A 24,363-nucleotide genomic window follows, 5' to 3' on the forward strand; every position below is an offset into this window, starting at 1 on the left:
CTGTGGCCCGGGAGCGCGGGCTGGGCGCCTACGCCGGCAGCGACCGCTGTGCCCCGAAGCTGGTGTGGGTGGTGTGTGCGATCACCGGGTGGTACTGGCTCATCGTCCCGCCGGCCTTCCTCGTCCGCCTGTGCCTGAGGCTGTGGGACGAGCGCACCGCCACGATCGCTCCGTGGCGCTGGCGGGGCCCTTGCTGTTCGCGCTGGGCGTCCCCATCGGCCGGCACCGGGGCGTGCTGTACCGCTTCGACGGGGGCGTGGTACTGCGCAGGTACTGCCTCCGCGACGATCGCGTACGCCGCTCCGGCCACCTGCCCCGGCACCTGCCCCACACCGTTGTCACGCACCGTCACGGCGAGCCCGTCCGCCTCGTACCGCATCACCAGTTCCTTTCACGGCCCCTGCAAGGCCCAGCTCGGCCAGGACGGGAGGGACCAGGCCGCGCGCCAGCACCCGGACGTCCTCCGCGCTCGCCTCCACCTCCGCGCGCAGCCGCACCAGCAGGGCGCCGGCTGCGTCCGGTCCGTCCCGGAGCAGGTCGCGGGCCGCCGCCAGGCCGAGCCCGATCCCGGCCGGCGCCGGACCGATCCGGTCGTGCAGTTCGCGGCGCAGGGCACGCCGTTCGTCGTCGCGGGCGGCAGCCAGACGGCCCCGGGACTCGCGCAGCGCCCGGGTGACGGCGGCCAGCTGCACGGTGGTCGCGACGACCTGGGCCACCTCCTCCAGGCAGGCCCGGGCCCGCCGGCCGAAGCGTTCGCCGGGGCGGGCGGCCACGCTGAGGACGCCCACCCGCCGCCCGCGCACCGCCAGCGGGATGTCGACGCGGTCCGTGCCGTGACCGGACGGATCCACGACGACCGCCAGCGGCTCGCCGACACTGTCCAGCACCCGCACCGAGCCCAGGTTCAAGGACGCGGCGAGACTCGCGGCCATGCCGGTCAACGCCTCCTCGTCACTGGCCGCGTGGCCCTGGTGCCGCCCCACACGGCTCAGCGGGGGCGCCGTCCCCTCGCCGTGCACGAGCCGGTCCACACGGCGTTGCAGCCAGCCGCGCGCGGGCTGCGTACCGGCCGCCAGGGCTGCCGTCGTCGGCACCCGCACCGCCGTGCCCTCCCCGGGCAGCGCCCAGACCAGCACCGCCACGACCAGGATGGATCCACCCACCAGCATCCCTGTCAGCAGCCACCAGACCAGGGTGCGGCTGACCGCGAGATCGATGCCCCACAACCGCTGCCGCAGCACGGCGACGAGGACGGCCGCGGGGAAGAACGCCTGCGAGGCGAGGTGGGCGAGCGGTGTGAACAGCAGGACGACCTGCCCCGTGCCCTCCGGCCGCACCGCCAACGGAGGAACGTCAGGGCGATCAACGCGGTGCCGATCGCCAGCCAGCCCAGCCCGCGCGCGGCCACGTCCCGGCGGCGCCGCAGGGCGGCGTGTCCCGAGGGCAGCAGTCCGAGCACCACCACGGCCGCGAACAGCCACCGCAACGCGGGACCGGCCGACTGCGCCCACCCCTCATCCCGTACGGCCAGCGGCGCGAAGGACTGCCCGCCGTCCGGCCAGGGCCACGGGTCCGTCAGGCGCACCGCCACCACGGCCACGGTGACCCCCGCGCCGACCAGGACCGCCGCCCGCGCCGACCAGGACCGTCGCCCGCGCCGCCCGACCAGGACCGTCGCCCGCGCCGCCCGCCCGGGCCGCCGCCCGCGCCGCCCGCCCGGGCCGCCGCCCGCGCCGCCCGCCCGGGCCGCTCCGCCGACACCAGGTAGGGCACCACCAGGACCAGCGCCAGGGTCCCCGGCACCCACGCGACGTTCTGCAGCACGGCCCAGGACGGCGGTACCCGCCCCCGTCCGGCATGAGCAACTCCCCGGGCGGCGCGGTGACCGCCGCCACCCCGCCCCCGATCGCCGTCAGCGCCACCAGCCACGCCACGGGGTGGGCACGCCGGCTCAGCACCACGCCCGCCACCAGCCCGTACACGACCGCGTCGGCGGCGTCCACGACGAGATACCAGCGGCCCGCGGTCCACGGTCCCCCCGCCGCCCCGGCCAGCACCCCCGCTGCGGCAGCCAGCCCCCAGGCCAGCACCACCACCGCGACCGCGGCCCGGCGCCGCCCCCCGGACCACCCCTGCCCCCCGCCGTCCTGCCCATGCGCCCAGAATTCCAGGACCTCCGAGCGAAGTCACCGCCCAGGACCTCGTGCAGGGCGTACGCGGCCCCGGCCGCCCCCGGCCGGCCGGGAACTCCGGCCTTGGTACTGGTGGGCTCGCGTATTCAACTGTCGCGAGTTGTCGGTGCTGCTGAGCGCGGCAGTGACTTTCCGTGATCTCCAGCGGGTTCCCGTACTGTGGGGCCCCGGGGTTTCCCGCGGCCCGGTCGGCGGCGATGATGAAGGCCATGATCGTCGCAGCCACCCAGTTCGCCCCGGTCGCCGGGGACATCGACGCCAACGTCCGTACCATCGCCGGGCTGATCCGGGCCGCCGGGGCCGACGGCGCCCGCCTGGTCGTCTTCGCCGAGCTCGCCGTGACCGGCTACGAGCCGACGCTGATCCGGGACATCCCCGGCCTCGTCCTCACCGAGGACGACGCCCGCCTCGAACCCGTACGGGATGCGTGCCGCGCCGTCTCGGCGGCGGCGGTCGTCAACGGTCCCGTGCACACGGCAGAGGGCCGGCCCACGGTCACCTCGCTCGTCATCGGTCCGGATGGCGGACTCCTCGCCCGGTACGACAAGCAGCACCTGTACGGCATCGAGCAGGAGGTCTTCGCAGCGGGCGGCCGGGACGGCCGCTTCGAGCTGAAGGGCACCCGGTTCGCGCTGGCCACGTGCTACGACAACCGCTTCCCGGAGCTCGCCGAGCGGGCGGCCGCCGACGGCTGCACGGTCTATCTGGCGAGCTCGGTGCTCTCCGCCGACAACGACTCGTTCGAGAAGGTCTATCCGGTGCGGGCCCGGGAGTTCGGTCTCCACGTGGTGCTCGGCAACGTCCTCGGCAACAACGAGGACGGCGTGGGCTGCGGCGCCGCCGGCGCCTGGGGCCCGGACGGCGAACGGACCGCCGACGCGGGCACCGAGGTACCGGGCCACGTGCTCGCCGAGGTCGGCTGAACCGGCGGCCTACTGGTGGCTCGCGTATTCAACTGTCGTGGTTTCCGGAGGGACCCAGCCCGCCGGTGACCGGGTGTGGTCGCCTGCGGCGTATCGGCTCCAGGTCCCGCCGGTCTCTCTGAGGAGGCGGCTGGTGGTCTTGTCGTGGTAGCCGAGGGCGTCCGCGACGACGGGGGCGGGCAGTTCGAGGAGCTGCTGCCGGATGGCGGCGGCGCGGGCGGCTGCGATCGGGACGCCGATCTCGCGCAGGAGTGCGGACATGTGGTCGGGACGGGCTGGCCGTCCGACCCGGCGGCCGGGGAAGAGCCAGCGGGATGCCTGGTTGGTGGCGGTGTTCATGTTGTCGCGGTCCGCGATGTATGCCAGCAGCAGGGCTGCCACTGGCGCGGGGACGGGAGAGGCGGGCTCCCCGAGCCGCAGAAGCGTGGTCTTCCCGTCGTGGAGCACGTCGTCGACCGTCAGCTGGACGATCCGGGTCAGGGGTTGCGCATAGAGGAGAACGATGACGCCGGCGACACGGAGGCGCTTCGGTGTGTCTGTGTCGGTCAGCAGTCGGCCGAGTGCGGCCAGGCGTTCGTCCTCGCTCAGTGCTGGTCGTCGAGAGACCTTCATAGCGGGGATGGACAGGGATCGTGGACAACGGCAGCTCCGCCTGGCCCAGTTGAGGAAGGCCCTCAGGCAGGTGCCACCGTGTTCGGTGTTCTCCGCGAACCAGGCGTCGATGTCGAGCTGGCCGCAGGATTCGAGGGTGCCGTCCCGGGTGCTGAGCCATCGCAGGAAGGTGGTCGCGTACTTGATCTGCTCGGCTGCGAAGCGGCGGACGCTCGGTGTGATGTGGCTCCGATCGGCCCGTTCCCGTAGGTGGGGAAGGACGTGCCAGGTCGCGAAGAGCTTGATCGTCTTGACGTGTTCGGGATCGGCGATGTCGGCCAGGTGACCGGGCAGCCATCGATGGAAGGAGCAGATGTACTTGTCGACGGCGGGCAGGACTCCGCTGGCCATCAGGAGTTCTTCCAGATGAGCCGCTGCCCGCCAGGGCTGGAGTTCATGGAAAGCGTCGTGGGCCAGAGGTAGCTGTCCGAGACCGAGCCGCCGCAGCATCTGGGAGGCGTTTCCCGGCTGGCCGCGGCGCATCGCGAGCCAGGCCAGGCCGCTTCTGGGCACATCCATCCCGACCAGCAGGTTGAACAGGGGCGTCAGCGCGGGGCGGACGCGGCCCGTGCCGTCGTCAAGGAGGATGGTCAGCCGGTCGGTGAGTGTGCAGCGTTCGCAGAGCCGTCCGCCAAGGAGTTTGCCCTCGAAGCCGCAGCGCGAGCAGTCGAAGGTCTGGGAGAAGCCGGCGCAGGTCGTGCAGATCGCGGAGCCGTCGATGGGGTGGCGCCCGGGGAGAGCACGGTCCTGGCCGCATCCGGGGCAGGTGCCTCGTGTTCGCACTGCGCGGTCCGAACAGGTCCGGCAGACGTATCCGTCCGGCCAGGTGCCGGCCTTGTGCCTGCGGCGGCCGCAGCGGCAGCACTCGGCAATGAACCAGCGTTCGTGCTGCTCGTCGGTGGCGTAGGGGCGACTCATGCGTCGGGCAGGATGCGGGCCGCGCGGGGCCGCAGGTTCGCGACGTTCGCCGGCGGGGCGGGCAGGTCGCCGGTGGCGGTTTTGGGGACACCGGCGTTCTCGGCGGTGGTGGCCACCAGGTCGGCCGGGGTGCAGGACAGGATGTCGCAGAGCGCAGACAGGACCTGCAGCGACAGCCGCTCGGGCGTTCCGGAGACCAAGCGGTGGACCTGGGAGGCTGACAGGTCGATGCCCCGCTCGCGCAGCAGCGGCACCAGCTCGGTTGCGGTGAAGACGTGGTGCTGGGCCATCAGCTCACGCAGCCGCCAGGTGTAGCCGACCTTGCGCTTCATGCCCGTCCCCCGCTCTGGGCCTGGAGGGCGGCGGCGACGGTGGCGTCCAGGTGCCGGCGCAGGGTGCGGGTGCGGAAGTCCGAGGAGACGCAGGTGTAGATGGACGTGGTGCTGGCGTGCTCGTGGCCGACCTGTTCCTGGACGAAGCGCGGGTCCCAGCCGTCCTCGATCAGGTGGGTGACGTAGGACCTTCGGAAGGAGTGGTAGTCCAGCCCGTCGTCCAGGCCCAGGGCCTTGCGGTAGGCGATGAAGCGGGAGTTGATGTGCTGGCAGCCGATCCGCAGTCCGCGTTCGGAGGGCCAGGCCGCCGGGTTGCCGTCGGTGCCGAGCAGCGGGCGGACCTCGGTGAACCACTCGTCCAGGACGTCGGGGGTCCAGTCGAACACGCTTAGCACGCCGCGGCGTTTGGGCGGTGAGCCCTTCTTGGCCTTGCCGAACCGGACCTGGCAGCGGCCGAATTCGCCGTACTCGGCGCCGTGCGGGTTGCGTCCGAAGTCGGCGGCGTCAAGCATCCGCGTCTCGTTGCGCCGCAGCCCGTAGGCGTAGGCGGTCTTGAACAGGGTGGCGTCGCGGAACGCGGGCAGCCAGCCCTTGTGACCGAAGGCCCGGATCCGGGCGACCTCGTCGTCGCAGTGCTCGAAGAACGCGTGAAGTTCGGCCTTGGTGAACGCCCGCTTCTTCGCGTCGGCCTCGTTGTCCTGTACGTGCACCGCAGTGTTCCACTCGTGAACGACCTGGACCGGGTGGGTGCCGAACCGCTCCTCGCACGTTGCCGCCCAGTCGTAGAGCGGGTCGGTGATGAAGTGGCAGAACGCCCGGACCGCCTCCGAGTAGGACCGGATCGTGGAGCGTCTCAGGTCCCGCAGCGATCGCAGGTCACCGAGCCACTCGTCGACCATCGCCGGCGTCCAGTGCCACGGGTAGGTGCTCACATAGGCGGCGAACGCCTTGACCGTGTTCTCCCTGCCCTCCACCGTCGTTCGGGCCAGGTTCCGCGCGAGCTGCTGATGCGCGAACCCGGTCAGCATCGCCGTGAAGACCTGTTGCTCCGGCCGCAGCAGCGCGACCCCGTCCACCAGATGCAGCCTCGCCGCACCTGGGACCGACCCGTTCAACCCCACTGGTCCACCCTCCGTCACTCGCATCACATGCGAGAAAACCGCATCTGATGCGAGTCGACGGACAAACCGCAGGCGAGTCATCCGGACGAGTGACACCGACTGGCGCCATCATCGAGCCCGCCGCTACCGTCACCACCAATAGACCGGGCCAACTGCGCTGGTCAGCGGACTGATTGTCACCGCTGCCCACGACGATTCGCGAACCGTCGCGAGTTCGCATCGGATGCAATTGGCGGCGCTTGGAACATCGGTACAGCGGTTATCGGTGAGAATGATTTTGGTCTGGTCGCGCTCGGAGCGGCCCCGGAGTGTCTCGGGAGAATCCACCGTTGGCCGCGTGGCTGATGGGGTGAGTGCGAGGAGAGCCGCGGGTGGGCGGAGACCGCCATCGCCGGACTGCACATCCGTGGCGATGGCGCCGCTGGGATACGTCTTCTCGGCTGGGAGGGTGACCTGCCGCTCTCGGTGGTCGGGACGGTCGTGGTCGGGGCACTGGCCGGACGACCGTCCGTTCCCGGACCTGTGAAGGTTCGGGGCGTTGACGTGGCGGCCAGGTCACGCACTGCCCCCGCCGTTAGCCGTGGGGCCGCCGGCACCACCGGGACCGGGTTTCTGCTCGTACTGCGGCGCGCTGCTGCTGGGCATCCGCCGGCGGGTTGATGCGGCGTACTGCTTGGGGAAGTGACGCACACGGGCGTGGTGTGACCTATCAGAGTGAAAATACTTGCCGGACCGTTGCCTGCCTCGGGCTGTCTTCAGCACGCTCTGTGACACCAGCTCACGAAGGAATGAGATGAAGAAGATCAGGCGCATGGTCGGCGTCACCGCCGCAGCGGCCGCCTTGGTGGTATCCGCCTTTGCAACCCCCGGGGCGGCGTCTGCCGACGACGGCCCCTACCCCAAAGCCGGCGAACACTGCACCGGCTGGGAAGAGGTCTATGGCCAGGGCGGCTACACCTTCACTGCATTCCGCACCTGCGTATATGTCTACGACCGCGCAGGACGGTCTGCGATGTTCATCGAGACTGACAAGAACACTTACTGGTGGGGTGGGGCCTGGTACAACGCCACCCCCCTCTACAGCGCCAGCGTGTTCGCTACGGTCCACATGGGCGCCAACGTGGCCCAGGGCGGCCCGGCGGTCACGGCAAGGAACTCCTGGACTCAGAAGTCCCGCAGCAGCAAGTTGAGCCTGGGGTCGATCGGGATCATCAAGTGCGGTATCCGCGACCTTGACGTGTCCTACACGCAGGTCGGCGGTTACTACGGCGAGGACCGCAAGATCGACGTGAAACGGTCCTACGACGACTTCGTCATTCCCTGCTCCATGGACTGAACGTGGGTCAGTAATCGGCCTTGGGGAAGAGCGGCAGCGGACTGCATACCCGGGGCGATGGCGGTTCGGGGCGTTTGACGCGGCGGCCGGGCCCGTGACGTCGGGGCAGCAGGCGCGTTGAGCCGGTGGACGCGCGCGTGTCCCTCGAACCGGCACTCGTGTTGACGGTCCCCCCGATTCCTGCCCGGCACCGGGGGGCCGTCGTGTGTCGGGGTGGGGGAACATCGGTACGGCGGGGAAGGCCCTATCGCAGCTCGGTGTTCGGGTGGGGCTGGGACTGGAGCCGGTCGCGCAGGTCGGTCTCCTCGGCGGTGAGCGGGTCCTTGGGCCTGCGGATGCGGACGGGCTTGGGCCGCAGCGGTAGGCCGTCGTCCACCGCGGCGGCTTCGGCTTCCGCGAGGGCCCGGTACAGCGAGGCGACCGAGGGGGACTTGCCCGCGTTCTTGCCGGTCTTGATGGTGAGCTTCTTGGCGATCTCGGGGACGGGGACGCCCTTGTTTTTAAGCGCGACGGCGAAGGTGAGCATGTCGTCGTCGATTACCTTGGGCCGTCCGCCGTGGTTGCCCTTGGACGCGGCGATGACCTGGCCTTCGAGGGTCTTTTCCCGGATGTAGTTGCGCTCGATCTGCCCAGTGACCGCGAGGACGGCGAAGAACATGGCGCCCATGCCGTTGGGGTCGTAGATCCCGGTGAGGAGTTCCAGCTGGATGCCGCCGGCCTGGAGCTCGGCGGACAGCGTCATCAGCTCGGCCGCATTCCTGGCCAGACGCTTCAGCTCGTGCACGGTGAAGATCACCGACGTCTCGGGGGCGGCCTCCTTGAACTGGTGGGCCAGGGCGAGCGCCTTCTCCAGCTCGGGCCGGACCTTGACGCGGGTGCTGATCTGTTCCTTGAACACCTTGTGGCACTGCGCGCGGTGGAGGGCTTCGAGCTGGCTCGCCAGCTCCTGGCGGGCGGTTGAGGTGCGGGCGAACGCCGGATCGACGCCTCCCGATGCACCGTCGTCCCCGGCCTGTGGGACTCCCACACCCACCCGTACCAGAACATCTGGTCCACTTCGGCGGCCACGTCGTCGCCATGTACGGCTACGACCACCACAGGGCCTACCTGGTGGACACCGACCAGCAGGGCGGTGCGGTCTCCGTCAGCCTGGACGGCCTGGCACGGGCCAGGGCGGCACGGGGCCCGATGACCGCCAGGCACCGCTCCTTCACCCTCACCGCGCCGCGGGACCCGCCCGACCCGCACGGACAGATCGTTCCCGCCATCACCGCCGGCGCCGACGCGTTCCTGAATCCGCCCATCGCCAACCTCGGTCACCGCGGCATCGAGAAGGTCGGTCGGCTGGTGCGCACCTGGCTCGAGCGCACCGGCCACCCGCAGCGGGACCTGCCCCAGGCCGCCCTGCTGATGGAGAAGGCCGGCACCGGTGGCGCCCTGTTCCGCAACCTCTACCGCGACTTCCTCGCCGAGTGCACCGAATGGCTCGACAGCCGCCACCTGCGCACCGGCCACACGCTGTACACCGAGGCGGCCGGCCTGTGGACGGACGCGGCGGCACTGATCGCGAAGGCCGGTGAAACGGGCGATGAGCAGTGCCTCGCCCAGGCCGGCTCGATCCTCGCCGACATCGCCCGGATCGAACGCGAGGCCATGCGCGCACTGACCCGCCTGGGCAGTGAAACCCCGGCGTGAACCGACAGATGTCTGTCCGCCCCCGGGCCGCACCCGCCCCCGGGCCGCACCCGCCCCCGGGCCGCACCCGCCCGGGGCCGCACCCGTGCCGGGTGCTACTCGGCCCGCCCTGCGGGGCCGTCGTCGGCCAGGGCGGCGCGCATCGCCCGCAACCTCCGGTCCTGCACGTTTCCCTGATACGCCATCCACCCCACGAAGACCACGGTGAGTACCCCGAAGCCGATGGACTGCCGGGCGTCCCCGGTCAGCGCCAGGAGCACGGTGAGCCCGCCGAACAGCACCCCGAGGAGCACCAGCCCCGTCCGGCGGTGGCGCATGCGGTGCAGGCGCTGCGCCACGAGATCACGCATCGCCCGGCGCTCCGGGGGAGCCTCGGGCACCTCACCGTTGCGGAGCCTGAGATCCAGGGACACCAGATCGTCCGCGGAGCCGCCCGTGGCACGCCTCTCCTTGCGCCGCCGCGCGACCAGCACGGCGATCGCCCCCACGGAGGTGACGGCCGTGCGGAGGAGCACGGACGCGAACGACCGCCCCGGGAACAACAGCATGATCAACGCGCTGGCGGCCAGCAGGGACAGGACCACCTGCAGCCATAAGTGCCGGCCCAGGAAACGGCCGACGCGCCCGGCCGTGGGCGCCCGGCCGGCGGGACCGGTGTTCTGCACTCGCTCGCTCTCGGACAGGGCCACGAGCCGCTTCCTTTCCCCGTTGAACCGTGCCATGTGGCTCATCGGATACCCCGCGTCGGCGGGGACAGCCGCCCCGCGCGCGTCAGCACGGGTCACGGGCAAGCAACGAAATACGCCCGGCGCAACCACGGGCCGTCCGAAACCGTCCGTCCCGGCGACTGACACAGCCCGCACACAGGGTGCGCCTGAACGACAAGGAACGATCCGCCGTGACGATGACCAGGACGACCGAGGACCACCACAGACCCGGCGCCGTTGTCCGTACGACCGCGACGAGTCTGGCCGCCGCCCTGCTGGCCCTGACGCTCGCGGCGTGCAACGGCGACGGCGACTCCACGGGCTCCGCCGCCGGCACGAAGACGGCCACGGTGCAGGCGGCCACGACGCAGCCCTCCGGCAGCGACCCGGCGACCGGTTCACCCACAGCCGGCGCCGCGCCCGCGGGCAAGTCCACCGCCGGCGGTACTACGGCCTCCCCGGCCAAGACCGCCGCCCCGACGCCACCGGCACCGGCGAAGCCCGCCGCCTCCAAGACCGCGGGCAGCGGCAGCGGATGCGACCACAAGATGCCCATCTCGCCCGACGAGCTGGCGGTCTACCGCTACACGCCCGAGGGGGGCGCCCTGCACCTGATCGTCAAGTACGGAGCCTGGGGCTGCGCACCCGCGGACTCCGACGGCGCCCCGTTCGAGACGGTGGGCAAGGAGATCCCCGTGCCCATGAACCAGGCCGCCTACGTCACCGTCACCAACCCCGTCGTGGCGAGCACGGAGAACCAGCACATCGGCGTGCAGGAGTTCCTCGACTGGCTCGAGGCGCACCCGAACAGCGGACTGGTCTTCAAGTACCACCTCGGTGCGGACGGGGCGATCGACAAGCTGGAGGAGGAGTTCACCCCCTGAACCCCGCCCTGCCCCGCCCCGCCTCCGCCGCGCCGGACGTCCGTCCGGGAGCTCACGGAGCCGTAGCCGGAGCGGCCGAGGCGGGTGGAGGCGGGTCATGCCAGGGCAGGCTCACACTGGCGAATCGAACTGCGGGACGTACGCACGGCAGGAGGCAAGACGCGGCAGGCGACACGCCTACGAGAGCCTCGATCCGATGCGTACCGCGCTGGTCGTGATCGACATGGTGCCTCTCTTCGCCGAGGCCAACCCGTACGTCCGTGGCATCGTGCCCAACATCGGCCGCCTTGCCGGGGCGCTGCGTACAGCCGGCGGCCCGGTCGCCTGGGTGCTCCCAGCGAATGAGGCACCGCTGGGGCGCCTGAGCGGCGAGTTCTACGGTCCGGTGTACAGCGAGACGTTCGCGACAACGGGCGCGGAAGCCCCGCTACGTTCACGTCTGTGGCACGCCCTCGATGTCCGACCGGACGACCTTGTGGTGGAGAAGACCGCATACAGCGCCTTCTTTCCCGGCTGCTCACCACTGCCCGGACTGCTGGCCGAGCGGCATGTCGACACCATTGTGATCACGGGCACGGTCACGAACGTGTGCTGCGAGTCCTCAGCCCGGGACGCGGCCACCACAGGCATGCCGGGAGCTCATGGTCGCCGACGCGAACGCAGCCTAATGCGACCAGGAGCACAACGCCACGCTGCACTCGATCTACCGGTCCTTCGGCGACGTACGCACCACCGACGAGGTGATCGACCTGATCGGAACAACCTCCTGATGCCGCATCAGGCAACGCCCGGCGGTGGCGCCGACGTTCGTGACTGTGTCGGTGACCGCGCCCACCTGAACTCCGCCCACGTCAATCTCGACACCCACATCGACGACGTACTCGCCGTACTCGCTACCGAGGAGATGGGCGACGCCGTTCTCGTCGGGCACAGCTACGGCGGCATGGTGATCACCGGTGCCGCCGACCGTGCCCCTTCCGGCGTGGTGCGCCGCCTGGCCTACTGCGACGCCTACGTACCCGAGGACGGCCAGTCCTGTTGGGACCTGACCAGCGATGCCTACCGCAGCCTGTTCCTGGACGGCGCGGCGGCGAACGGATACGCGGTCCAGCCGCCGTCCGGCAGCGACCCGCGCGTGAGAGCACATCCACTGGCCTCTTACCTGCAGCGGATCCGGCTGGACGCGGCCGGCCTGCGTGACGCCAGCACCCGGGACGACGTGTATCTGTCCGGGTGGGACGGCACGCCCTTCACCGCAGTCCGCGACCGGCTGGCCAACGACCCGACCTGGCGCGTCCACACCCTGGACAGCGGCCACGACGTCTGCAGGGATGCCCTGCAGGAGTTCTCGGAGATCCTCCTGCTGGGCGAATAGCCACGACGCGGTGCGCGGACGTCGTCATCTGCCGCGGCTGAACTTTTCCGCTAGAAGGCGTGGAACTCCTCGAAGGGCGGCTCGAACGGCGGATCAGGCAAGCGCATGGCCTGGCAGCGCGTCGCCGGTGCGGTCCGGCCATCAGCAACCGCCGTCAGAGTGTCACCAGGAAATGCACCGGGAACCACCGTCCACCCCAGGTTCCGCTCGTAGTAGCGCACAGCGGTCAGCACGGACGGTGCCCCCGCGTCGTCCATGACGATCAGCCCGCCAGGCCGGACGATCTTGCGCAGGAAATACAGATCGACGAAAACTTCATGGAACCGGTGACTGCCGTCCACGAACGCCGCGTCGGCCACAAGGCCTTCGGTGAGCAGTTGCGGCAATGCTATCGACGAAGGAGCCGCCACCAGCGAGGCGATCGAATCCAGTCCCGCGGAGCGCAGCAGGTCCCAGCCGACATTGGACCAGTCGCGTTCTTGGAACGGGTCGATGATGATGTGCCGGGGACGCGGCGCGTTGACCGCAACCAGCGCCTCACCGATCGCCAGCGCGGAGCTGGCGTAGGCGAGACCGACCTCGACAACCGTCTGCACGCCCTCAGCGATCAGCAGGTCACGCAGCTGGTCGCACTCGCCTTCGGGCACCGTGACCGTCTCGAAGTCCGCCGCGCGATCCCGCGTCCTCGGCGGCCCCGACTGCGCGAGCCGCCGGCGAACCTCCCCGATCCGCGCCCTACGTTCGTCCGAGTTCATGTCGGCCACCCCTACACGCTAAAGGAGCAGTCGCCCGACTCCGTGCCGGTCCGCAGCAGCAACTCCCCGTGCTGCGCCGAAACTTCCGGCTCACTGGCCTGCAGCGCACTTTCCGACGGCCACGCGCTGCAAACCCTCCCGGCCGACCTCGCCGGGTCGACCCGCACCTACCGCCGGTCGCCGTCAGCGCCGGATATCGGCGCGCATCCGTTCCTGCGGGGTTGCGATGTCCCAGTAGCGGACGGTGCCCCGCGCGTTGTCGTAGACGCCGGTGCCGCCGGTGATCGCCATGTCGAGCGTGCTCGATCCGCCGGTCCACAGTGACTGCATCGTCAGCGAGCCGCGCTCGAGTTCCAAGGTGATCACGCACTGCGTGGTGCGCTTTCCGCCCTCGATGCGTACGACCTGGCATGAGCCGCCGCCTTGCCCGACCCTCCGGCCGTCCTGGACTGTGGCGCCGGAGTAGACGTCCATGTCGCCCAGGCTCGGCCCCTCGGGGCCTAGATCGACGCCGGAGTACTGGTCGTTCTCGATTTCGAGTTCGAGGACTTCATATCGGCTCCGCTCGCCGGTGTCGGCGTCGGCGCTGTTCATCGACCAGACGCCGAGCAAGGCGGAGGCGACTGCCACCGCGGCGAGCCGCGCGCCAAAGGACACGGATTTTGTACTGAGACTGCCATCGACCACGGGGGTCCTCCTCACTTGAGCTCCCTGCGAGCACCTAGAAGCTATGCCGACGCAGTCATCCTGTCTAAGATCAATATCGCTATAGAGTTATGCTGGCGGAGGCATGATGGACCTGAACTCGCTCCGGCAGTTCCTCGTCGTGGCGCGGCTGGAACACCTCAGCCGTGCAGCCGACGAACTGCGCGTCGCCCAGCCGTCCCTGAGCCGCACCATCGCCCGGATGGAGCGCGACCTGGGCACGCCGCTGTTCGACCGGGGCGGTCGGCTACGGCTGAACGCCGCGGGCCGCCTTTTCCGGGCTCACGTCGAACGCGCCCTCGGCGAGCTCGAAGCCGGACGCCGTGCCGTCGCCGAATCCATCAGCGAGGGCGCGGGCAGCGCCAGGATGGCGTCGGAAACCTTCCTCACCCTCACCGGCCCCCTGACGGCCTACAAGCGGGCCCATCCCTCCGTGGAGCTCGAACTGCATTGGTCGCCGAGCGAGGACATGGCCCGCCTCCTGCGCGCCCGGCATGTAGACCTGTGCGTCTCCTCGCAGCCGATCCACGCCGAAGGAGCGGAGACAGTACGGCTGTTCGACGAGGAGGTCGGGGTGGCCGTACCGCTGGATCACCCGCTCGCGGGCCGCACGTCCCTGAGCATCCACGAACTCGCCGACCAGCCCTTCGTCACCGCCCCCCAGGGACACTGGCTGCGCCGGCTGCTCGACCGGCTCTTCGCCGCCCGGGGGCTCGTTCCACGGATCGTCTGCGAGAGCGACGAACACGGCGCCATCGCGGATCTGATCGGCGCCGGACTCGGCATCGGTCTCGTCCCCGCCTTCGCCCGCCGCAAGGGCGAGCATGTCCCCGCCGCTTGGATTCCCGTCGACAGCCCCGACTGCCGCCGCACGGTCACGCTGAGCTGGGACACCGGCAGCCTTCTCACGGCCGCTGCACGCCAGTTGCGCGCCACCCTCATCGACTGGGACTGGAACCAGGACCGGGGTGCCGGCGAGGGCGAGGACCCGTGAAGTGCCGCGCCCACACGCCACCGACCCAGGGGCAGGCGGCGCGCCTGCCGCTGCTCGGAGGCGTCTCGCTTCGGGCATCGGTCGAGTGGGGAGACCCGCCACGCAGGAGGTGAATGAGTGCGGAGTCTCGGCGTTTCCTACGGGGCCTCAGGGGCTTGCCGCGACCATCCCGGGTCCCGGTAGCAGGGGGCGGCGACGCAATCCTCCGGAGCGCGCGACCCGGAGAACCCGATGTCCGGCACCACGATCACGCCGGCAGCTGGGTGTCCACGCAGGAACCCGACCGTTCTGCCATGCCGTGCCCTGCCGGGTGTTCTGACCTACGCCGCCGTCCACGTGCCCCAATTTACGACGGCGCGGTGTTTCGCGCCGTCAGGGCGGCCGTCCGCCGGACTTCGATCAGTGGCGCGGTCCGGCCATGCGAACCGGCACACGGGCCCTCGCACATCAGGCCGCGTTCCACGTCGCCGGGGCGTCCTCATCCGGGCACCACGATGACCAAGGGCAGAGGCACTCTAGGAACCGGGCGGCTTGGGGAGGGCATCGCGTAGGCGCTCGAGGAAATCCCGGGCCGCGGGGCTCGAAGGACCGTCGGCCTGCCAGGCGAGCGCGATGCGGGCCCGCATCTCGGGCCGGACGATCCGCAGGGTGCGAAGCGGTCCGTCGAGTGGGACTCGTCCTCACCGGCAGGTAGCACGGCGATGCCCAGGCGCCGCGTGGCAAGGTGCAAGAGCACGTGCGGGGCTGCCGCCTCGAAGGTAATCCGGGGCCGGAACCCTGCCTGCGCGCAGCCGCGTTCGAGTGCCGCGCGCACCCCGGTGCCGCGCGGCAGGGCCTACGGCCGCAGACTCCGAGACGGCAAGCTCCGAGGAGCACCGGGCAACCGCTTCACCCAAACCGCCAAGAAAGCATGAACCGCATGCGCAACCGTCTTCTCCTGGGCCCGTCTCTGCTCTCCACCGGTCTGCTCGCCGGAGCCTTCGGCTACGGCGCTGCCAACCTCGTCCCCACCTTCAACTCCGTGCCGCTCGACCTGAGGCTCGACTTCCACACCGAGCTGATGAAGATGAACGGGATCACCATGCAAGGGGCAATGGCGGTCTCGGGGCTCAGCACCCTCGCCCTGGCCGCTCTGACACGCGGGCGGGTCCGGTCTCTCGTGGCCACGGCGGGGCTTCTGACCGTCACGTCCTTCCTGATCACCCGGTTCGGGAACGTCCCGATCAACGGTCGCATCAAGCAGTGGGCCGCCACTGCGCCGCCGGCTGACCATGCGAAGATCCTGAGCCGCTGGGAACTGTTCAACGATGCCCGTACCTGCACTGCCATAACCGGGTTCGCCATCCTGATCGACGTCGCTGTGCACCAGGCAGGCGAGCGAGCGGCCGAGCACCACGGAACCCACCACGGTCATCTCGGAAGCCGATGCGTCGATCCCGGCCAACCCGAATAAGCGCTGCGATCCGTGCCACTTCGCATTGCACGGCCTGGGGTATGGGGCCGGGTCTCCAGGGACGTGGGGATCTCAAAGCGGGGCGGCACCTGGGCAAGGATCCCCGTCCAGTTCCAGCCGAGGCGTCTACCGGGCCCACCAGCACACCGCAAGAGCGGGACCGAGCCGATCGAGGCCCAGTTCGGCCCGCTGCAGCAGCTCGTACCGGAACGCCCATGCCGACCGCGGATCGTTCTGAGGGCTGAGGTGCGTCCGACTTGCGGGGGAGTGGACCCGGCCGTGGTGGATGATGCGACCGGGTGCAGGGCGGTGACATCGTCTGCCGGGTCGGTTCCCCTTGCCCTGGCCGGAGTCCATGATGCTGCTCACCCAGTCCTCGTCATCGTTACCGGATGCCCGCCGCGCCGCGCCGCGGTGGTCGGTGTGTGCGGCTTGGGCGACGGTGCTGTGCACTGTGCCTTCATGCGTGTGGCGGCTGTGCCTCGGGTTCGGGGTGGACGTCGGTTTCACCGGACGACTCGGTTCTCTCTACACCGGGACCCCGACCATGGTGTACGTGCTGATTCTGTCGGTGGTCTCACAAGCTGCCGCCTGCCTGACGCTCGGCCTGGTGAGAGCCTGGGGCGAACGGGTGCCGCACTGGGTCCCGCGGTTGGGTGGTCGCCGTATCCCACCGCTCGCGGTGGCCGCACCCGCCGCGCTGGGCGCCTTCGCGGTCATGGGACTGTGTGCCGCGGTCACGCTGATACCAGGAGGGCCGCTGGACAACCCCGACTTCCCGCACGGCACGGCAGGCGTGATCATGGACATCTGCTACGCCCCCCTGCTGGCCTGGGGACCGCTGGTCGCCGTCCTCACCATTGCCTACACCCGACGCCGCCGAGCGGGCGAACAGGCGGGGCGCTGAACAACGCGCCCTGGGGTATACGGCTGCGCATGGCACCGAAAACCGAGCGCATCATGTTCCTACGGGCCGTGCGGCAACTGCACCGGGTCCGCTCCTTCTACGCCGGGGGCACCCTGTTCTGGGCGGTGTGCGCCACGTGGACCAGCCTGCAGGCGCCGGGGAGCCGGCAGATGTGGGTGTCCGTCCTCCTCCTGGCCGTCTTCACCGGCCTCCTCGTCACCGCCGCTGTGTCCCTGCGGCGTCTGGAAGTCCCCGAGACGGGCCGGCCCGCGCATCACGCAGCTTCGAATAAGGCAGCAAGTCCTCGTCACGCTCACGCCTGAGGCTCCGCCCCCGTGCGAGCCGCTCGCGCCGAGCGGCACCGGCTTCCAAGCGTTCCTACGTCTACGGTGGCGGTGGCCGGGCATACGGGCTTCACCCCCTTGGAAGGAGCTCGCTTCATGCTCGGCATAGTCGCGGCGGTGCTGTTCTTCGTGTCTTTTTTGATCAACGCCACGGACCTCAGCACCAATGATGTGTTCTCTTCGACGAACGTGATGCTGCTGGGGCTGACTGCTCTGGCGCTGCACGTGGCAGGGATCGGCTCCGGCTGGGCCCGCAGACGCTGACCGTATGAAGCAGGCCTGATGACAACCCATCACCAGGCCTGCCCGAACCCCGGACGGCGCAACCGGAAGAACCATCATGGCGGGGGCCGACGCACGCTTCCTGGAAAGCCTGGACTACGTCGGCCTGGACTTCTTCCCCGACGTCTTCCGCCCCATCGCCGCCGCCCAGTTGGCCGCAGCTGTCACCGCGGTCCTCATCGGCTTCTGGCGCACCGATCTGCCCAAGGCCGGCATCCCGGACACCGTCCCGATCCGCATCCGCGAGAACGGCTGGCCCACCGGCCCCGACCGCCCCGAGCAGCGGCAGTCCGCGGTCCTCGAAACCGTCGTCCGGACCGTCGCCACCCTCGCGGCCGGCCTCTACATCGACGGCTACGGGCCGCCACGGCCGTACTGCCAGCTCCCGGACGGTGCATGGCGGTAGCCGAAGGTGGCGGACTGGTGGGTCAGCGTGCCGGAGCTGCAGTACGCGTCGAATCGCCCGTCGATCACGTAACCGGTCGGCCCGTTGGACCTGACGGTGCCGCTGAATCGGGCGTCGTACTTGATGTTGCCCAGCCCGTCCTTGCTGACGTAGGAGACATGAAGGTCACGCGTAACGGCGTGTGCGGGGACGGTGCTGACGAGGGGAAGCGAGAAGGCGCTGGCAGCGGCCATGACCGGGGCAACGCGCCGGGCCCAGGGAAGCCCTGAAGCAGGCGCAGTGCCCGCAGTGATCTTGTTCATGACCTGGTCGACGACGGGTCGATGGCTGGGTAACTGGTAGGACTGGCCGCTCATCCCCGGTTGGCGCAGGCGTGCGTTCTGGCGGTGGCGTCAACCCCAGGAGTGGCGGACGTCCTCCTCGCCTCCTCCAGCGCACCGCACCGGAGGCAGTCGCGGGAGATCACCGGTGTCCTCGCCGCCGAGTAGGTCACGCCAGCGGCGCCCGTGGACAGCTTCCCCAGGAGTCCGTTGACCACTCGGCGGCGGACCCGCACCGGCCTGCCCGTCCGGGGCGGAGAGCCGGCAACGGCTCGATCACCGCCCATGACTCCTCGCTCGACTCACGACGTCGCCCTGCGAACAGACCAACGGGCAATCCACTTTGCGGACACGGCCCCGGGCCTCACCTATTGCCTGCGGGGACGGGATACGGGCTGGTGGGTGCCTTCCGTTGCACCCACCCGGTGAGGGCGGCCGGTCCGCGCTTGAACGCCTGCTGCGCCGTGCTCGAGCCCTTGGCCGCAGACGGGGCCGCCGGGACGACAGAGGGGGCCGCCGGGGCGGCAGACGGCGTCCCGAGCAGCTTGACGCCCAGCACGATCAGTCGCTCGGGCGCGCGAGAGGGCTGGAGCAAAGCCGGACGCTCGACCACGAACACCGTGGTCGTCGCCGACGCGGCAACCGGCATGCAGCGACGCACCTTCTCGCGCCCTGGCCAGGCCTGGGCAAGACCCACTGGATCCGCTAGGAGATACGCGCTGATCTTCGCCCCGGACTCCTTGTACGACCGGTCCAAGCACGCGAGGTCGTCCGGGAAACCGGCCGAGTCGCTCGCGAGGTCAGTACTCGAGGTACGGCCAACCAGTCGACCTGCCCGCCCTCTGGTTGGGTACGAAGCGAGCCCTCCCGAGATGCCGGCCGTCCGCATCACCTGGTGGCACCTCACCCGCCGACAGATGGCGGCGGGCACCACCATGCTCACCCCAGTACAGGACGCTGCTGGCGGCCATGGCGAAGCCGATTCCGGCGCCTGCCAAAGCGCCGAAGACACCTCCCGAGGCGAAGCCCAGCACAGCTCCGGTCAGCAATCCCACCAGCGAGAAACGGATGAAGTACCTGCGAATCCTCTCGTCCACGGAATCACCGCCTTTCACAGGGCCCCCTGCCCAGCCCTACAGCGACTAACCGGCGACTCGTCACATAGGGTGAATAAGGGTCCACCCGACAGCGCGGGAAACGGCTGGCCAGTCACCAGGTAGCTCCGCTTCGGAATGTCGGCCGCTGCAAGGGGAACGCGCAGCCGGCCTCACGCCCCGTCGTGCCAGGTGGCGATGCGGGTCACGGCGACCTGGAGATGACGGCGGCCCCCGCCCGGGCGTGGACGTTCTGGGCGACGTCCAGCGCCCGCCGGCCCGCGGCCAGTGTGCAGCGCACCTCGATGTGCCATCCCGGACCACCCGGCGCTCGGTCGGCGCGGATAGCCGTCTCGGGCGGTGTGTGGGGCGGGCGCGGCGACTGCCGCGAGACGGCGGGAGAGACGGGTCGCAGGCCGTTACGCCCGGAACCGCGAGGGCCGCCTCGGCGGAGCGGATCCGGCTCCAGGAGGTCGACCACGGTGATGTCCACGGCCGTCACGGCAAGACCCAGGTCCTGTACGGCAGAAGTGGATGGAACAGGCCCTCGACGCGGCTCCGGCCACGGACCCGCACTTCGTCCGAGACAGCCGTATCCGGAGTCCGGGAACGTGGGGGACCGGCCCGTTCGACAGCGACCTCGCCGCAGACTTCGTCGATGAACTCGAGGGACTCACCCATCAGCAGATCATCGACGTGCTTGCACGCGCATTCCAGCGAGTCACCGACTCGGGAGAACGGGTCGATGGCGGAGACGGGGCCGAAGCGGTAACCGCCGGCGCCCTGGCCGCCGGCACCCTCTCGGACAGCCCCCTGATCGACCCCGGCGGGCCGCCGGAACCCGGCTGTGAGCGGCGTGGAGTCTTGCCGTTTGCCGTTGGCGCTTTAGGCGCTGGGCGCGAAGCTCAGTCTCGCTGGCCCCAGTCCAGGCGGTCGGCCAGTCCGGCGGCGGTGAAGGCGGTGACCAACTCGTCGCGGCCTTCGCTGAAGTGGGCCCAGCTGTCGTAGTGGACGGGGACCACGCGGCGGGCGCCGAGGAGTCGAGCGGCCTCGGCAGCTTGGGCGCTGTCCAGGACGATCAGCTGGTTGTCGAAGAGTTCGGGAAAGCGGGGGGCGCCGGCGAAGAGGAGGGCGGTGTCAATGGGGGCGAAGCGCTCGGCGATCTCCTTGACCACGTCGAGGGAGGCGTTGTCGCCGCTGACGTAGACGCTCGGCAGATCCTCTGCGGTGAGAACGAAGCCGACGACCTGTCCGGTCACCGGCTCGACCTTCTCACGCGGGCCTGGGCCGTGGACGGCGGGGACGCCGGTCACGGTGATCGTGCCGCCGTCGGGGCGGTCCAGCTCGACGGATTCCCAGTCGGCCAGGCCCTTGGCCCTGCCCCCAAGGCGCTGTTCGCCGCCGGGGGTGGTGAGGGTGAGCGGGACGTCGGCAAGCAGGGCCCGGCCGGAGGTGTCGAGATTGTCGGGATGCTCGTCGTGCGAGAGCAGAACCACGTCGGTGGAGCCGAGATCGGCGGGGGCTCCGCTGGAGGGGGCAGTCTTGGTCAGAAACCGGCCGTCGGGACGGGCGTAGTCGCCCGGGGCGTCGAAGGTCGGGTCGGTGAGGAAGCGCAGGCCGCCGTACTCGAAGAGGGCGGTCGGGCCGCCGAAGACCCGGACGGGAAGCGGGTTGGTCGTTGCGGGAAGAGAAGACATGCAGCACCTCACGGATGAGAGTCTTTTAACCGTGATGTGACGGTAGCCGCTACTCACGGATGCATGCAAGCCGTACCATGAGGAACATGAAGGAGCCCTTGATCGACCAGCCCGGCCTGCCGCCCGCTCAGGGCGAGGAAGAGCACCTCTCCCTCGCCCTTGCCAACAGCGCACTCGCGCTGACGGGCGGGCACACGGTCGATCTTCTGGGCACTCCCGCACAGGCGAACCACTGGCTGACAGAACGCGGTCTCGCGCCGGTCGACGCCGGCATGCGGGAGATGTGCGCGACACAACTGCGCTCGCTGCGCGAACAGATCAGGTCACTGTTCGCCGCCCGCGCCGAAGGTCTGCCCGCCCTCCCCGCCGCGGTCCGGGCCATCAACGACGCGATGACCCGAGTCCCCACCGCCCCGTTGCTGCAGTGGGACGACAAAACCGGCCCCTACCGCGCCACCCCCCACCCCACAACCGCAATCCTGGACCACGCCCTGGCCACCCTCGCCGCTGACGCTGCCGACCTGCTCACAGGCCCCGACGCGGACCGCCTCACGGCCTGCGGCTCTGCCCCCTGCAACCGCTACCTGCTCCGCTACGGCCGCCGCCACTGGTGTTCCACCCGCTGCGGCGACCGCGCGCGCGCCGCCCGCGCCTACGCCCGTCGCACCGCCTCCCCATGACGCGCACCCGGCGACCACTCGTGCTGAAGCGAACAACGCCAGACCCACTGCCGCTCAGACTGCTGCTCGAAGATGCACCTGATCACCCTGACGCCACCCTCAGCCGCGTTCCCCATATCAAAGCGAACGGCAAGCGCCTGCGACGCGACCAGCTCTGCGTGCCCGACTCGTTCGGCGCGGGCGTGATCACGTATCACCGGACCGGGAAGCGGCTGACCCCGGACGCGTCACGACGCCGCCTTCCGGAAGGGGTGACCCAGACGTGCGGCGGAAGACCGTCCGGTAGGCGCTGGGGCGGTGGCCGGTGTGGCGGACGAAGAGAGCAGTGAACGTGCCGGGGTCCCGGTAGCCCACGGTTGCGGCGATCGCGGCGACGGTGCGGTCGGTGGCCTCCAGGAGGTGGCGGGCGCGACGGACCCGGGAGGCCTGTAGGTGGGCCAGCGGGCTGCGTCCGGTCTCTTCGGCGAAGCGGCGCAGCAGCGTGCGGGTGCTGACCTGGAAGGCGTCCGCGAGCGCGGCGAGGTCGTAGGGCTCGGCGAGGTTCTGGTCAAGCCGGCGCATGACCTGCTGGGAGAAATTGCGGCCCGGTTGGGGGAGGAGCCGAGGGTCGACGTACGGGGTCTGTGAGTTTCGTGCCTCGTCGAGGAGCGCCAACCGCGCGGTGGTACGGGCCACCCGGGCGCCGTCGTTCCGGCGGATCAGGTCCAGCGCGAAGTCGTACATGGCACTGAAGGCGGCCGTCGTCGTCACACCCGTGTCGGTGACGACCAGGTGCTCGGGCCGCACGTCGGCGCCCGGACAGCGCCGGGCCAGTTCGCCGGCGTGCAGCCAGGACGTGGTCGCCTGGCGCCCGTCGAGGAGTCCGGCCTCGGCAAGCAGGAACGCACCGACGCACAGGGAGACGACGGCGGTGCCGGCACTCGCCTGTGCGCGGATCGCGGCGATCTCTGGGGCGAGCGGCGCGAGCCGCGCGTCCAGGTCCGTGTCCGGGCGCACTTCGAAGCCAGGGACGACGAGGACGTCGACCTCCGGCACGGGATGCACCTCCAGGCTTGCGCCCCCCGAGGCGGTGACCCGGCGGCGCGGCGAGACCACCGACACCCGGTAGCCGGACGCATCCGGCCCGGCGACATGCCCGGCCATCGTCAACAGGTCGGGCACACCGAACACTTCGGAGGCGAAGCAGCCCGGATACGCCAGAACCCCCACCCTCAGCGCATGCCGTCCGGCGTCCGGCTCCGTGCCGTCCCGCTGCGCACCCCGTCCGGCGCCCGGCCCGGTGCTGTTGCGCAGCGCGCCCCGCCCGGCGCCCGGTCTCTTACCGTCCCGTGGCGCACTCTGCCCGGTGACTGGACCCGCGCCGCCTTCCGCCTGTCGCGCGGCCTCCGCCTCCGCCATGGCCCGGCCCCCCGTCTGCTCCGGCCCGGGGCACCGACCGTGTGCCGCCCGCCACCCTTCGCGTATGGCGAGATTACCCCTGGCCTTGGCGATCCCGCCCCTCACCCGGTGGCCGGGCCTGGACCAGGCTGGTCCCGTGAACTACGACGATCCGATCACCGACTTCACCCGCCGCAGCGTGACCGTGAAGGGGGTGACGAAGACGGTGTACGTGGCCGGGGCCGGGCCCGCGGTCGTGGTGCTGCCTGAGATGCCCGGTATCAGCCCCGACGTTCTGCGGCTCGCCCGCTGGGTGCGTGACGCGGGCTTCACCGTCCATGTGCCTTCCCTGTTCGGGACGGACGGCGCCTTTCCCACGGTCGAGGGCGGCCGAGAGGTCGTCCGCAGGGCCTGTGTCAGCGCGGAGTTCCGCGCCTTCGCCGGGGGCGGCACCAGCCCGGTGACGCTCTGGCTGCGCGGTCTGGCACGCCAGGCCCACACCGCGTGCGGTGGGCCGGGGGCGGGCGCCATCGGCCTGTGCTTCACCGGTAACTTCGCCCTCACCATGGCCCTGGAGCCGGCCGTGATCGCCCCGGTGGTCAACCACCCGTCGCTGCCGCTCGACGACCCCGGCGGACTCGAACTCGACGCGGCGGACGCGCGCGCGGTGCGCGACCGGCTCGACCGCGACGGACTCACCGTTCTCGCCTACCGCTTCGAGGGCGACCGCTGGTGCACGGGGCAGCGCTTCGCCGCCTACCGTGCGCTACTGGGCGACGCCTTCGACGGGCGCGTTCTGCCGGACACTGCCGCCAACCCGGCCCCGCCACCCTTCTTCGCCGACCTGGTCGGCACCCCGCACAGCGTCGTCACCGCCCATCTCGTCGACGAGGCCGGCCACCCCACGGTCCGGGCCCGCGACGAGATCCTCTCCTTCCTCACCGAACGCCTGCTCCCGCAGGCGCACCGGCCGTTGCCCGCCACCTGACCGGGCCCTGGCCCGGTCCAATGGCCCTGTGTCGTTCCTCTTGTGGGTCGGGGATCTCGATAAAGGCCAGGGCTGCGGGGCGCCGAACCTCGGACCCGCGGGTAGCCTCGGGGGGCGAATCCGGCTCGGCGGATCGCGGTCGAGCCGCCGCCGAACGCCGGTTACGCCCGACGGGTCTGCCGCTGCTGGACCGACCCGGCCCGGCGGACCCTGGCCGGGTCGGCACC

28 protein-coding genes and 1 pseudogene are annotated in these 24,363 nt (G+C 70.6%); 14 read left to right on the top strand and 15 right to left on the bottom strand.

From position 1 onward, the window contains the following. Nucleotides 1-28 precede the first annotated feature (28 nt). The 3 genes from ACIP4Y_RS35155 to ACIP4Y_RS35165 form a co-directional block, all read right to left on the bottom strand. Entirely contained in the window at nt 29-379 is a 351-nt protein-coding gene (locus ACIP4Y_RS35155) for a hypothetical protein (RefSeq protein ID WP_401400234.1), read from the bottom strand. Continuing rightward, the gene (locus ACIP4Y_RS35160) at nt 339-1,337 is read right to left on the bottom strand and encodes a histidine kinase (protein ID WP_401400600.1); all 999 of its coding nucleotides are present in this window, start codon (nt 1,335-1,337) and stop codon (nt 339-341) included. Before ACIP4Y_RS35160 ends, ACIP4Y_RS35155 begins: the two co-directional genes overlap by 41 nt. Before the next feature lie 238 nt (nt 1,338-1,575). Further along, entirely contained in the window at nt 1,576-1,824 is a 249-nt protein-coding gene (locus ACIP4Y_RS35165; protein ID WP_401400237.1) for a hypothetical protein, read from the bottom strand. 577 nt (nt 1,825-2,401) lie between these two features. Between ACIP4Y_RS35165 and ACIP4Y_RS35170 the strand changes: the two genes are divergently transcribed. After that, nucleotides 2,402-3,115: a carbon-nitrogen hydrolase family protein gene (locus tag ACIP4Y_RS35170; protein ID WP_401400240.1), complete on the top strand. Its 714-nt coding sequence runs from the start codon at nt 2,402-2,404 to the stop codon at nt 3,113-3,115. A 9-nt stretch (nt 3,116-3,124) separates the two neighbouring features. Here the strand turns inward: ACIP4Y_RS35170 and ACIP4Y_RS35175 are convergent, their stop codons facing one another. Genes ACIP4Y_RS35175 through ACIP4Y_RS35185 form a run of 3 tightly spaced genes read right to left on the bottom strand, consistent with a single transcriptional unit; the run spans nt 3,125 to nt 6,092 of the window. Then, the gene (locus ACIP4Y_RS35175; RefSeq protein WP_401400242.1) at nt 3,125-4,684 is read right to left on the bottom strand and encodes a hypothetical protein; all 1,560 of its coding nucleotides are present in this window, start codon (nt 4,682-4,684) and stop codon (nt 3,125-3,127) included. Next, on the bottom strand, nt 4,681-5,016 hold the full coding sequence (locus tag ACIP4Y_RS35180) for a helix-turn-helix domain-containing protein (RefSeq protein WP_401400244.1): 336 nt from the start codon (nt 5,014-5,016) through the stop codon (nt 4,681-4,683). The genes ACIP4Y_RS35175 and ACIP4Y_RS35180 overlap by 4 nt, the downstream gene beginning before the upstream one ends. Beyond that, entirely contained in the window at nt 5,013-6,092 is a 1,080-nt protein-coding gene (locus tag ACIP4Y_RS35185; protein WP_401400246.1) for a tyrosine-type recombinase/integrase, read from the bottom strand. Before ACIP4Y_RS35185 ends, ACIP4Y_RS35180 begins: the two co-directional genes overlap by 4 nt. Before the next feature lie 838 nt (nt 6,093-6,930). On the opposite strand from ACIP4Y_RS35185, the gene ACIP4Y_RS35190 reads away from it, so the two are divergent. Continuing rightward, nucleotides 6,931-7,473 (top strand): hypothetical protein, encoded by a 543-nt coding sequence (locus ACIP4Y_RS35190; RefSeq protein WP_401400249.1) that lies wholly within the window; start codon nt 6,931-6,933, stop codon nt 7,471-7,473. Between the two features lie 244 nt (nt 7,474-7,717). Here ACIP4Y_RS35190 and ACIP4Y_RS35195 read toward each other — a convergent pair whose 3' ends face one another. After that, nucleotides 7,718-8,500 carry a recombinase family protein gene (locus ACIP4Y_RS35195; protein ID WP_401400252.1) on the bottom strand — a complete coding sequence of 261 codons (783 nt, stop codon included), beginning with the start codon at nt 8,498-8,500 and terminating at the stop codon, nt 7,718-7,720. On the opposite strand from ACIP4Y_RS35195, the pseudogene ACIP4Y_RS35200 reads away from it, so the two are divergent. Further along, a pseudogene (locus ACIP4Y_RS35200) lies at nt 8,482-9,168 on the top strand (DUF4872 domain-containing protein); the annotation flags it as partial. The gene ACIP4Y_RS35195 and the pseudogene ACIP4Y_RS35200 overlap by 19 nt on opposite strands. Before the next feature lie 95 nt (nt 9,169-9,263). Here the strand turns inward: ACIP4Y_RS35200 and ACIP4Y_RS35205 are convergent. Continuing rightward, the gene (locus ACIP4Y_RS35205; protein ID WP_401400254.1) at nt 9,264-9,890 is read right to left on the bottom strand and encodes a hypothetical protein; all 627 of its coding nucleotides are present in this window, start codon (nt 9,888-9,890) and stop codon (nt 9,264-9,266) included. A 182-nt stretch (nt 9,891-10,072) separates the two neighbouring features. Between ACIP4Y_RS35205 and ACIP4Y_RS35210 the strand changes: the two genes are divergently transcribed. Next, nucleotides 10,073-10,759 carry a hypothetical protein gene (locus ACIP4Y_RS35210; RefSeq protein ID WP_401400602.1) on the top strand — a complete coding sequence of 229 codons (687 nt, stop codon included), beginning with the start codon at nt 10,073-10,075 and terminating at the stop codon, nt 10,757-10,759. 196 nt (nt 10,760-10,955) lie between these two features. After that, the gene (locus ACIP4Y_RS35215) at nt 10,956-12,134 is read left to right on the top strand and encodes an isochorismatase family protein (protein WP_401400257.1); all 1,179 of its coding nucleotides are present in this window, start codon (nt 10,956-10,958) and stop codon (nt 12,132-12,134) included. A 50-nt stretch (nt 12,135-12,184) separates the two neighbouring features. Here ACIP4Y_RS35215 and ACIP4Y_RS35220 read toward each other — a convergent pair whose 3' ends face one another. Both ACIP4Y_RS35220 and ACIP4Y_RS35225 read right to left on the bottom strand, forming a co-directional pair. Further along, nucleotides 12,185-12,889: a class I SAM-dependent methyltransferase gene (locus ACIP4Y_RS35220; protein WP_401400605.1), complete on the bottom strand. Its 705-nt coding sequence runs from the start codon at nt 12,887-12,889 to the stop codon at nt 12,185-12,187. Between the two features lie 183 nt (nt 12,890-13,072). Then, nucleotides 13,073-13,576 carry a hypothetical protein gene (locus tag ACIP4Y_RS35225; RefSeq protein WP_401400259.1) on the bottom strand — a complete coding sequence of 168 codons (504 nt, stop codon included), beginning with the start codon at nt 13,574-13,576 and terminating at the stop codon, nt 13,073-13,075. A 103-nt stretch (nt 13,577-13,679) separates the two neighbouring features. Between ACIP4Y_RS35225 and ACIP4Y_RS35230 the strand changes: the two genes are divergently transcribed. Further along, nucleotides 13,680-14,588 (top strand): LysR family transcriptional regulator, encoded by a 909-nt coding sequence (locus ACIP4Y_RS35230; RefSeq protein ID WP_401400261.1) that lies wholly within the window; start codon nt 13,680-13,682, stop codon nt 14,586-14,588. A 478-nt stretch (nt 14,589-15,066) separates the two neighbouring features. Here ACIP4Y_RS35230 and ACIP4Y_RS35235 read toward each other — a convergent pair whose 3' ends face one another. After that, on the bottom strand, nt 15,067-15,402 hold the full coding sequence (locus ACIP4Y_RS35235) for a hypothetical protein (protein ID WP_401400264.1): 336 nt from the start codon (nt 15,400-15,402) through the stop codon (nt 15,067-15,069). Between the two features lie 96 nt (nt 15,403-15,498). On the opposite strand from ACIP4Y_RS35235, the gene ACIP4Y_RS35240 reads away from it, so the two are divergent. The 5 genes from ACIP4Y_RS35240 (at nt 15,499) to ACIP4Y_RS35260 (ending at nt 17,980) form a co-directional block, all read left to right on the top strand. Next, the gene (locus ACIP4Y_RS35240; RefSeq protein ID WP_401400265.1) at nt 15,499-16,041 is read left to right on the top strand and encodes a DUF1772 domain-containing protein; all 543 of its coding nucleotides are present in this window, start codon (nt 15,499-15,501) and stop codon (nt 16,039-16,041) included. 556 nt (nt 16,042-16,597) lie between these two features. Then, nucleotides 16,598-16,948, top strand: a complete 351-nt coding sequence (locus ACIP4Y_RS35245; RefSeq protein ID WP_401400268.1) for a hypothetical protein — start codon at nt 16,598-16,600, stop codon at nt 16,946-16,948. A 29-nt stretch (nt 16,949-16,977) separates the two neighbouring features. Beyond that, nucleotides 16,978-17,271: a hypothetical protein gene (locus tag ACIP4Y_RS35250; protein ID WP_401400270.1), complete on the top strand. Its 294-nt coding sequence runs from the start codon at nt 16,978-16,980 to the stop codon at nt 17,269-17,271. Between the two features lie 117 nt (nt 17,272-17,388). Next, nucleotides 17,389-17,556 carry a hypothetical protein gene (locus ACIP4Y_RS35255; protein WP_358645352.1) on the top strand — a complete coding sequence of 56 codons (168 nt, stop codon included), beginning with the start codon at nt 17,389-17,391 and terminating at the stop codon, nt 17,554-17,556. Nucleotides 17,557-17,632: 76 nt separating this feature from the next. Further along, nucleotides 17,633-17,980, top strand: a complete 348-nt coding sequence (locus tag ACIP4Y_RS35260; RefSeq protein WP_401400273.1) for a hypothetical protein — start codon at nt 17,633-17,635, stop codon at nt 17,978-17,980. Here ACIP4Y_RS35260 and ACIP4Y_RS35265 read toward each other — a convergent pair. Beyond that, nucleotides 17,929-18,336, bottom strand: coding sequence for a hypothetical protein (locus ACIP4Y_RS35265; protein WP_401400276.1), 408 nt, complete (start codon nt 18,334-18,336; stop codon nt 17,929-17,931). The genes ACIP4Y_RS35260 and ACIP4Y_RS35265 overlap by 52 nt on opposite strands. A 328-nt stretch (nt 18,337-18,664) precedes the next feature. Continuing rightward, complete coding sequence (locus ACIP4Y_RS35270; RefSeq protein ID WP_401400277.1) at nt 18,665-18,949, bottom strand: hypothetical protein; 285 nt, start codon at nt 18,947-18,949, stop codon at nt 18,665-18,667. A gap of 979 nt (nt 18,950-19,928) precedes the next feature. Between ACIP4Y_RS35270 and ACIP4Y_RS35275 the strand changes: the two genes are divergently transcribed. Further along, nucleotides 19,929-20,402, top strand: a complete 474-nt coding sequence (locus ACIP4Y_RS35275; protein WP_401400279.1) for a DUF4259 domain-containing protein — start codon at nt 19,929-19,931, stop codon at nt 20,400-20,402. On the opposite strand, the gene ACIP4Y_RS35280 is transcribed toward ACIP4Y_RS35275, so the two are convergent. Continuing rightward, a complete protein-coding gene (locus tag ACIP4Y_RS35280; protein WP_401400282.1) occupies nt 20,300-21,091 on the bottom strand; it encodes an MBL fold metallo-hydrolase in 792 nt (263 codons plus the stop codon). The two genes, ACIP4Y_RS35275 and ACIP4Y_RS35280, sit on opposite strands and share 103 nt — an antisense overlap. An 86-nt stretch (nt 21,092-21,177) precedes the next feature. Here ACIP4Y_RS35280 and ACIP4Y_RS35285 point away from each other — a divergent pair, with 86 nt between their 5' ends. Beyond that, nucleotides 21,178-21,771 carry an ABATE domain-containing protein gene (locus tag ACIP4Y_RS35285; RefSeq protein WP_401400285.1) on the top strand — a complete coding sequence of 198 codons (594 nt, stop codon included), beginning with the start codon at nt 21,178-21,180 and terminating at the stop codon, nt 21,769-21,771. Between the two features lie 186 nt (nt 21,772-21,957). Here the strand turns inward: ACIP4Y_RS35285 and ACIP4Y_RS35290 are convergent, their stop codons facing one another. Continuing rightward, a complete protein-coding gene (locus tag ACIP4Y_RS35290) occupies nt 21,958-22,932 on the bottom strand; it encodes a GlxA family transcriptional regulator (RefSeq protein ID WP_401400288.1) in 975 nt (324 codons plus the stop codon). 301 nt (nt 22,933-23,233) lie between these two features. Between ACIP4Y_RS35290 and ACIP4Y_RS35295 the strand changes: the two genes are divergently transcribed. Beyond that, a complete protein-coding gene (locus ACIP4Y_RS35295) occupies nt 23,234-24,136 on the top strand; it encodes a dienelactone hydrolase family protein (RefSeq protein WP_401400291.1) in 903 nt (300 codons plus the stop codon). Nucleotides 24,137-24,363: the final 227 nt, after the last annotated feature.

The organism is Streptomyces sp. NPDC088810, assembly GCF_044750305.1.
In the GTDB taxonomy this organism is placed as follows: domain Bacteria; phylum Actinomycetota; class Actinomycetes; order Streptomycetales; family Streptomycetaceae; genus Streptomyces.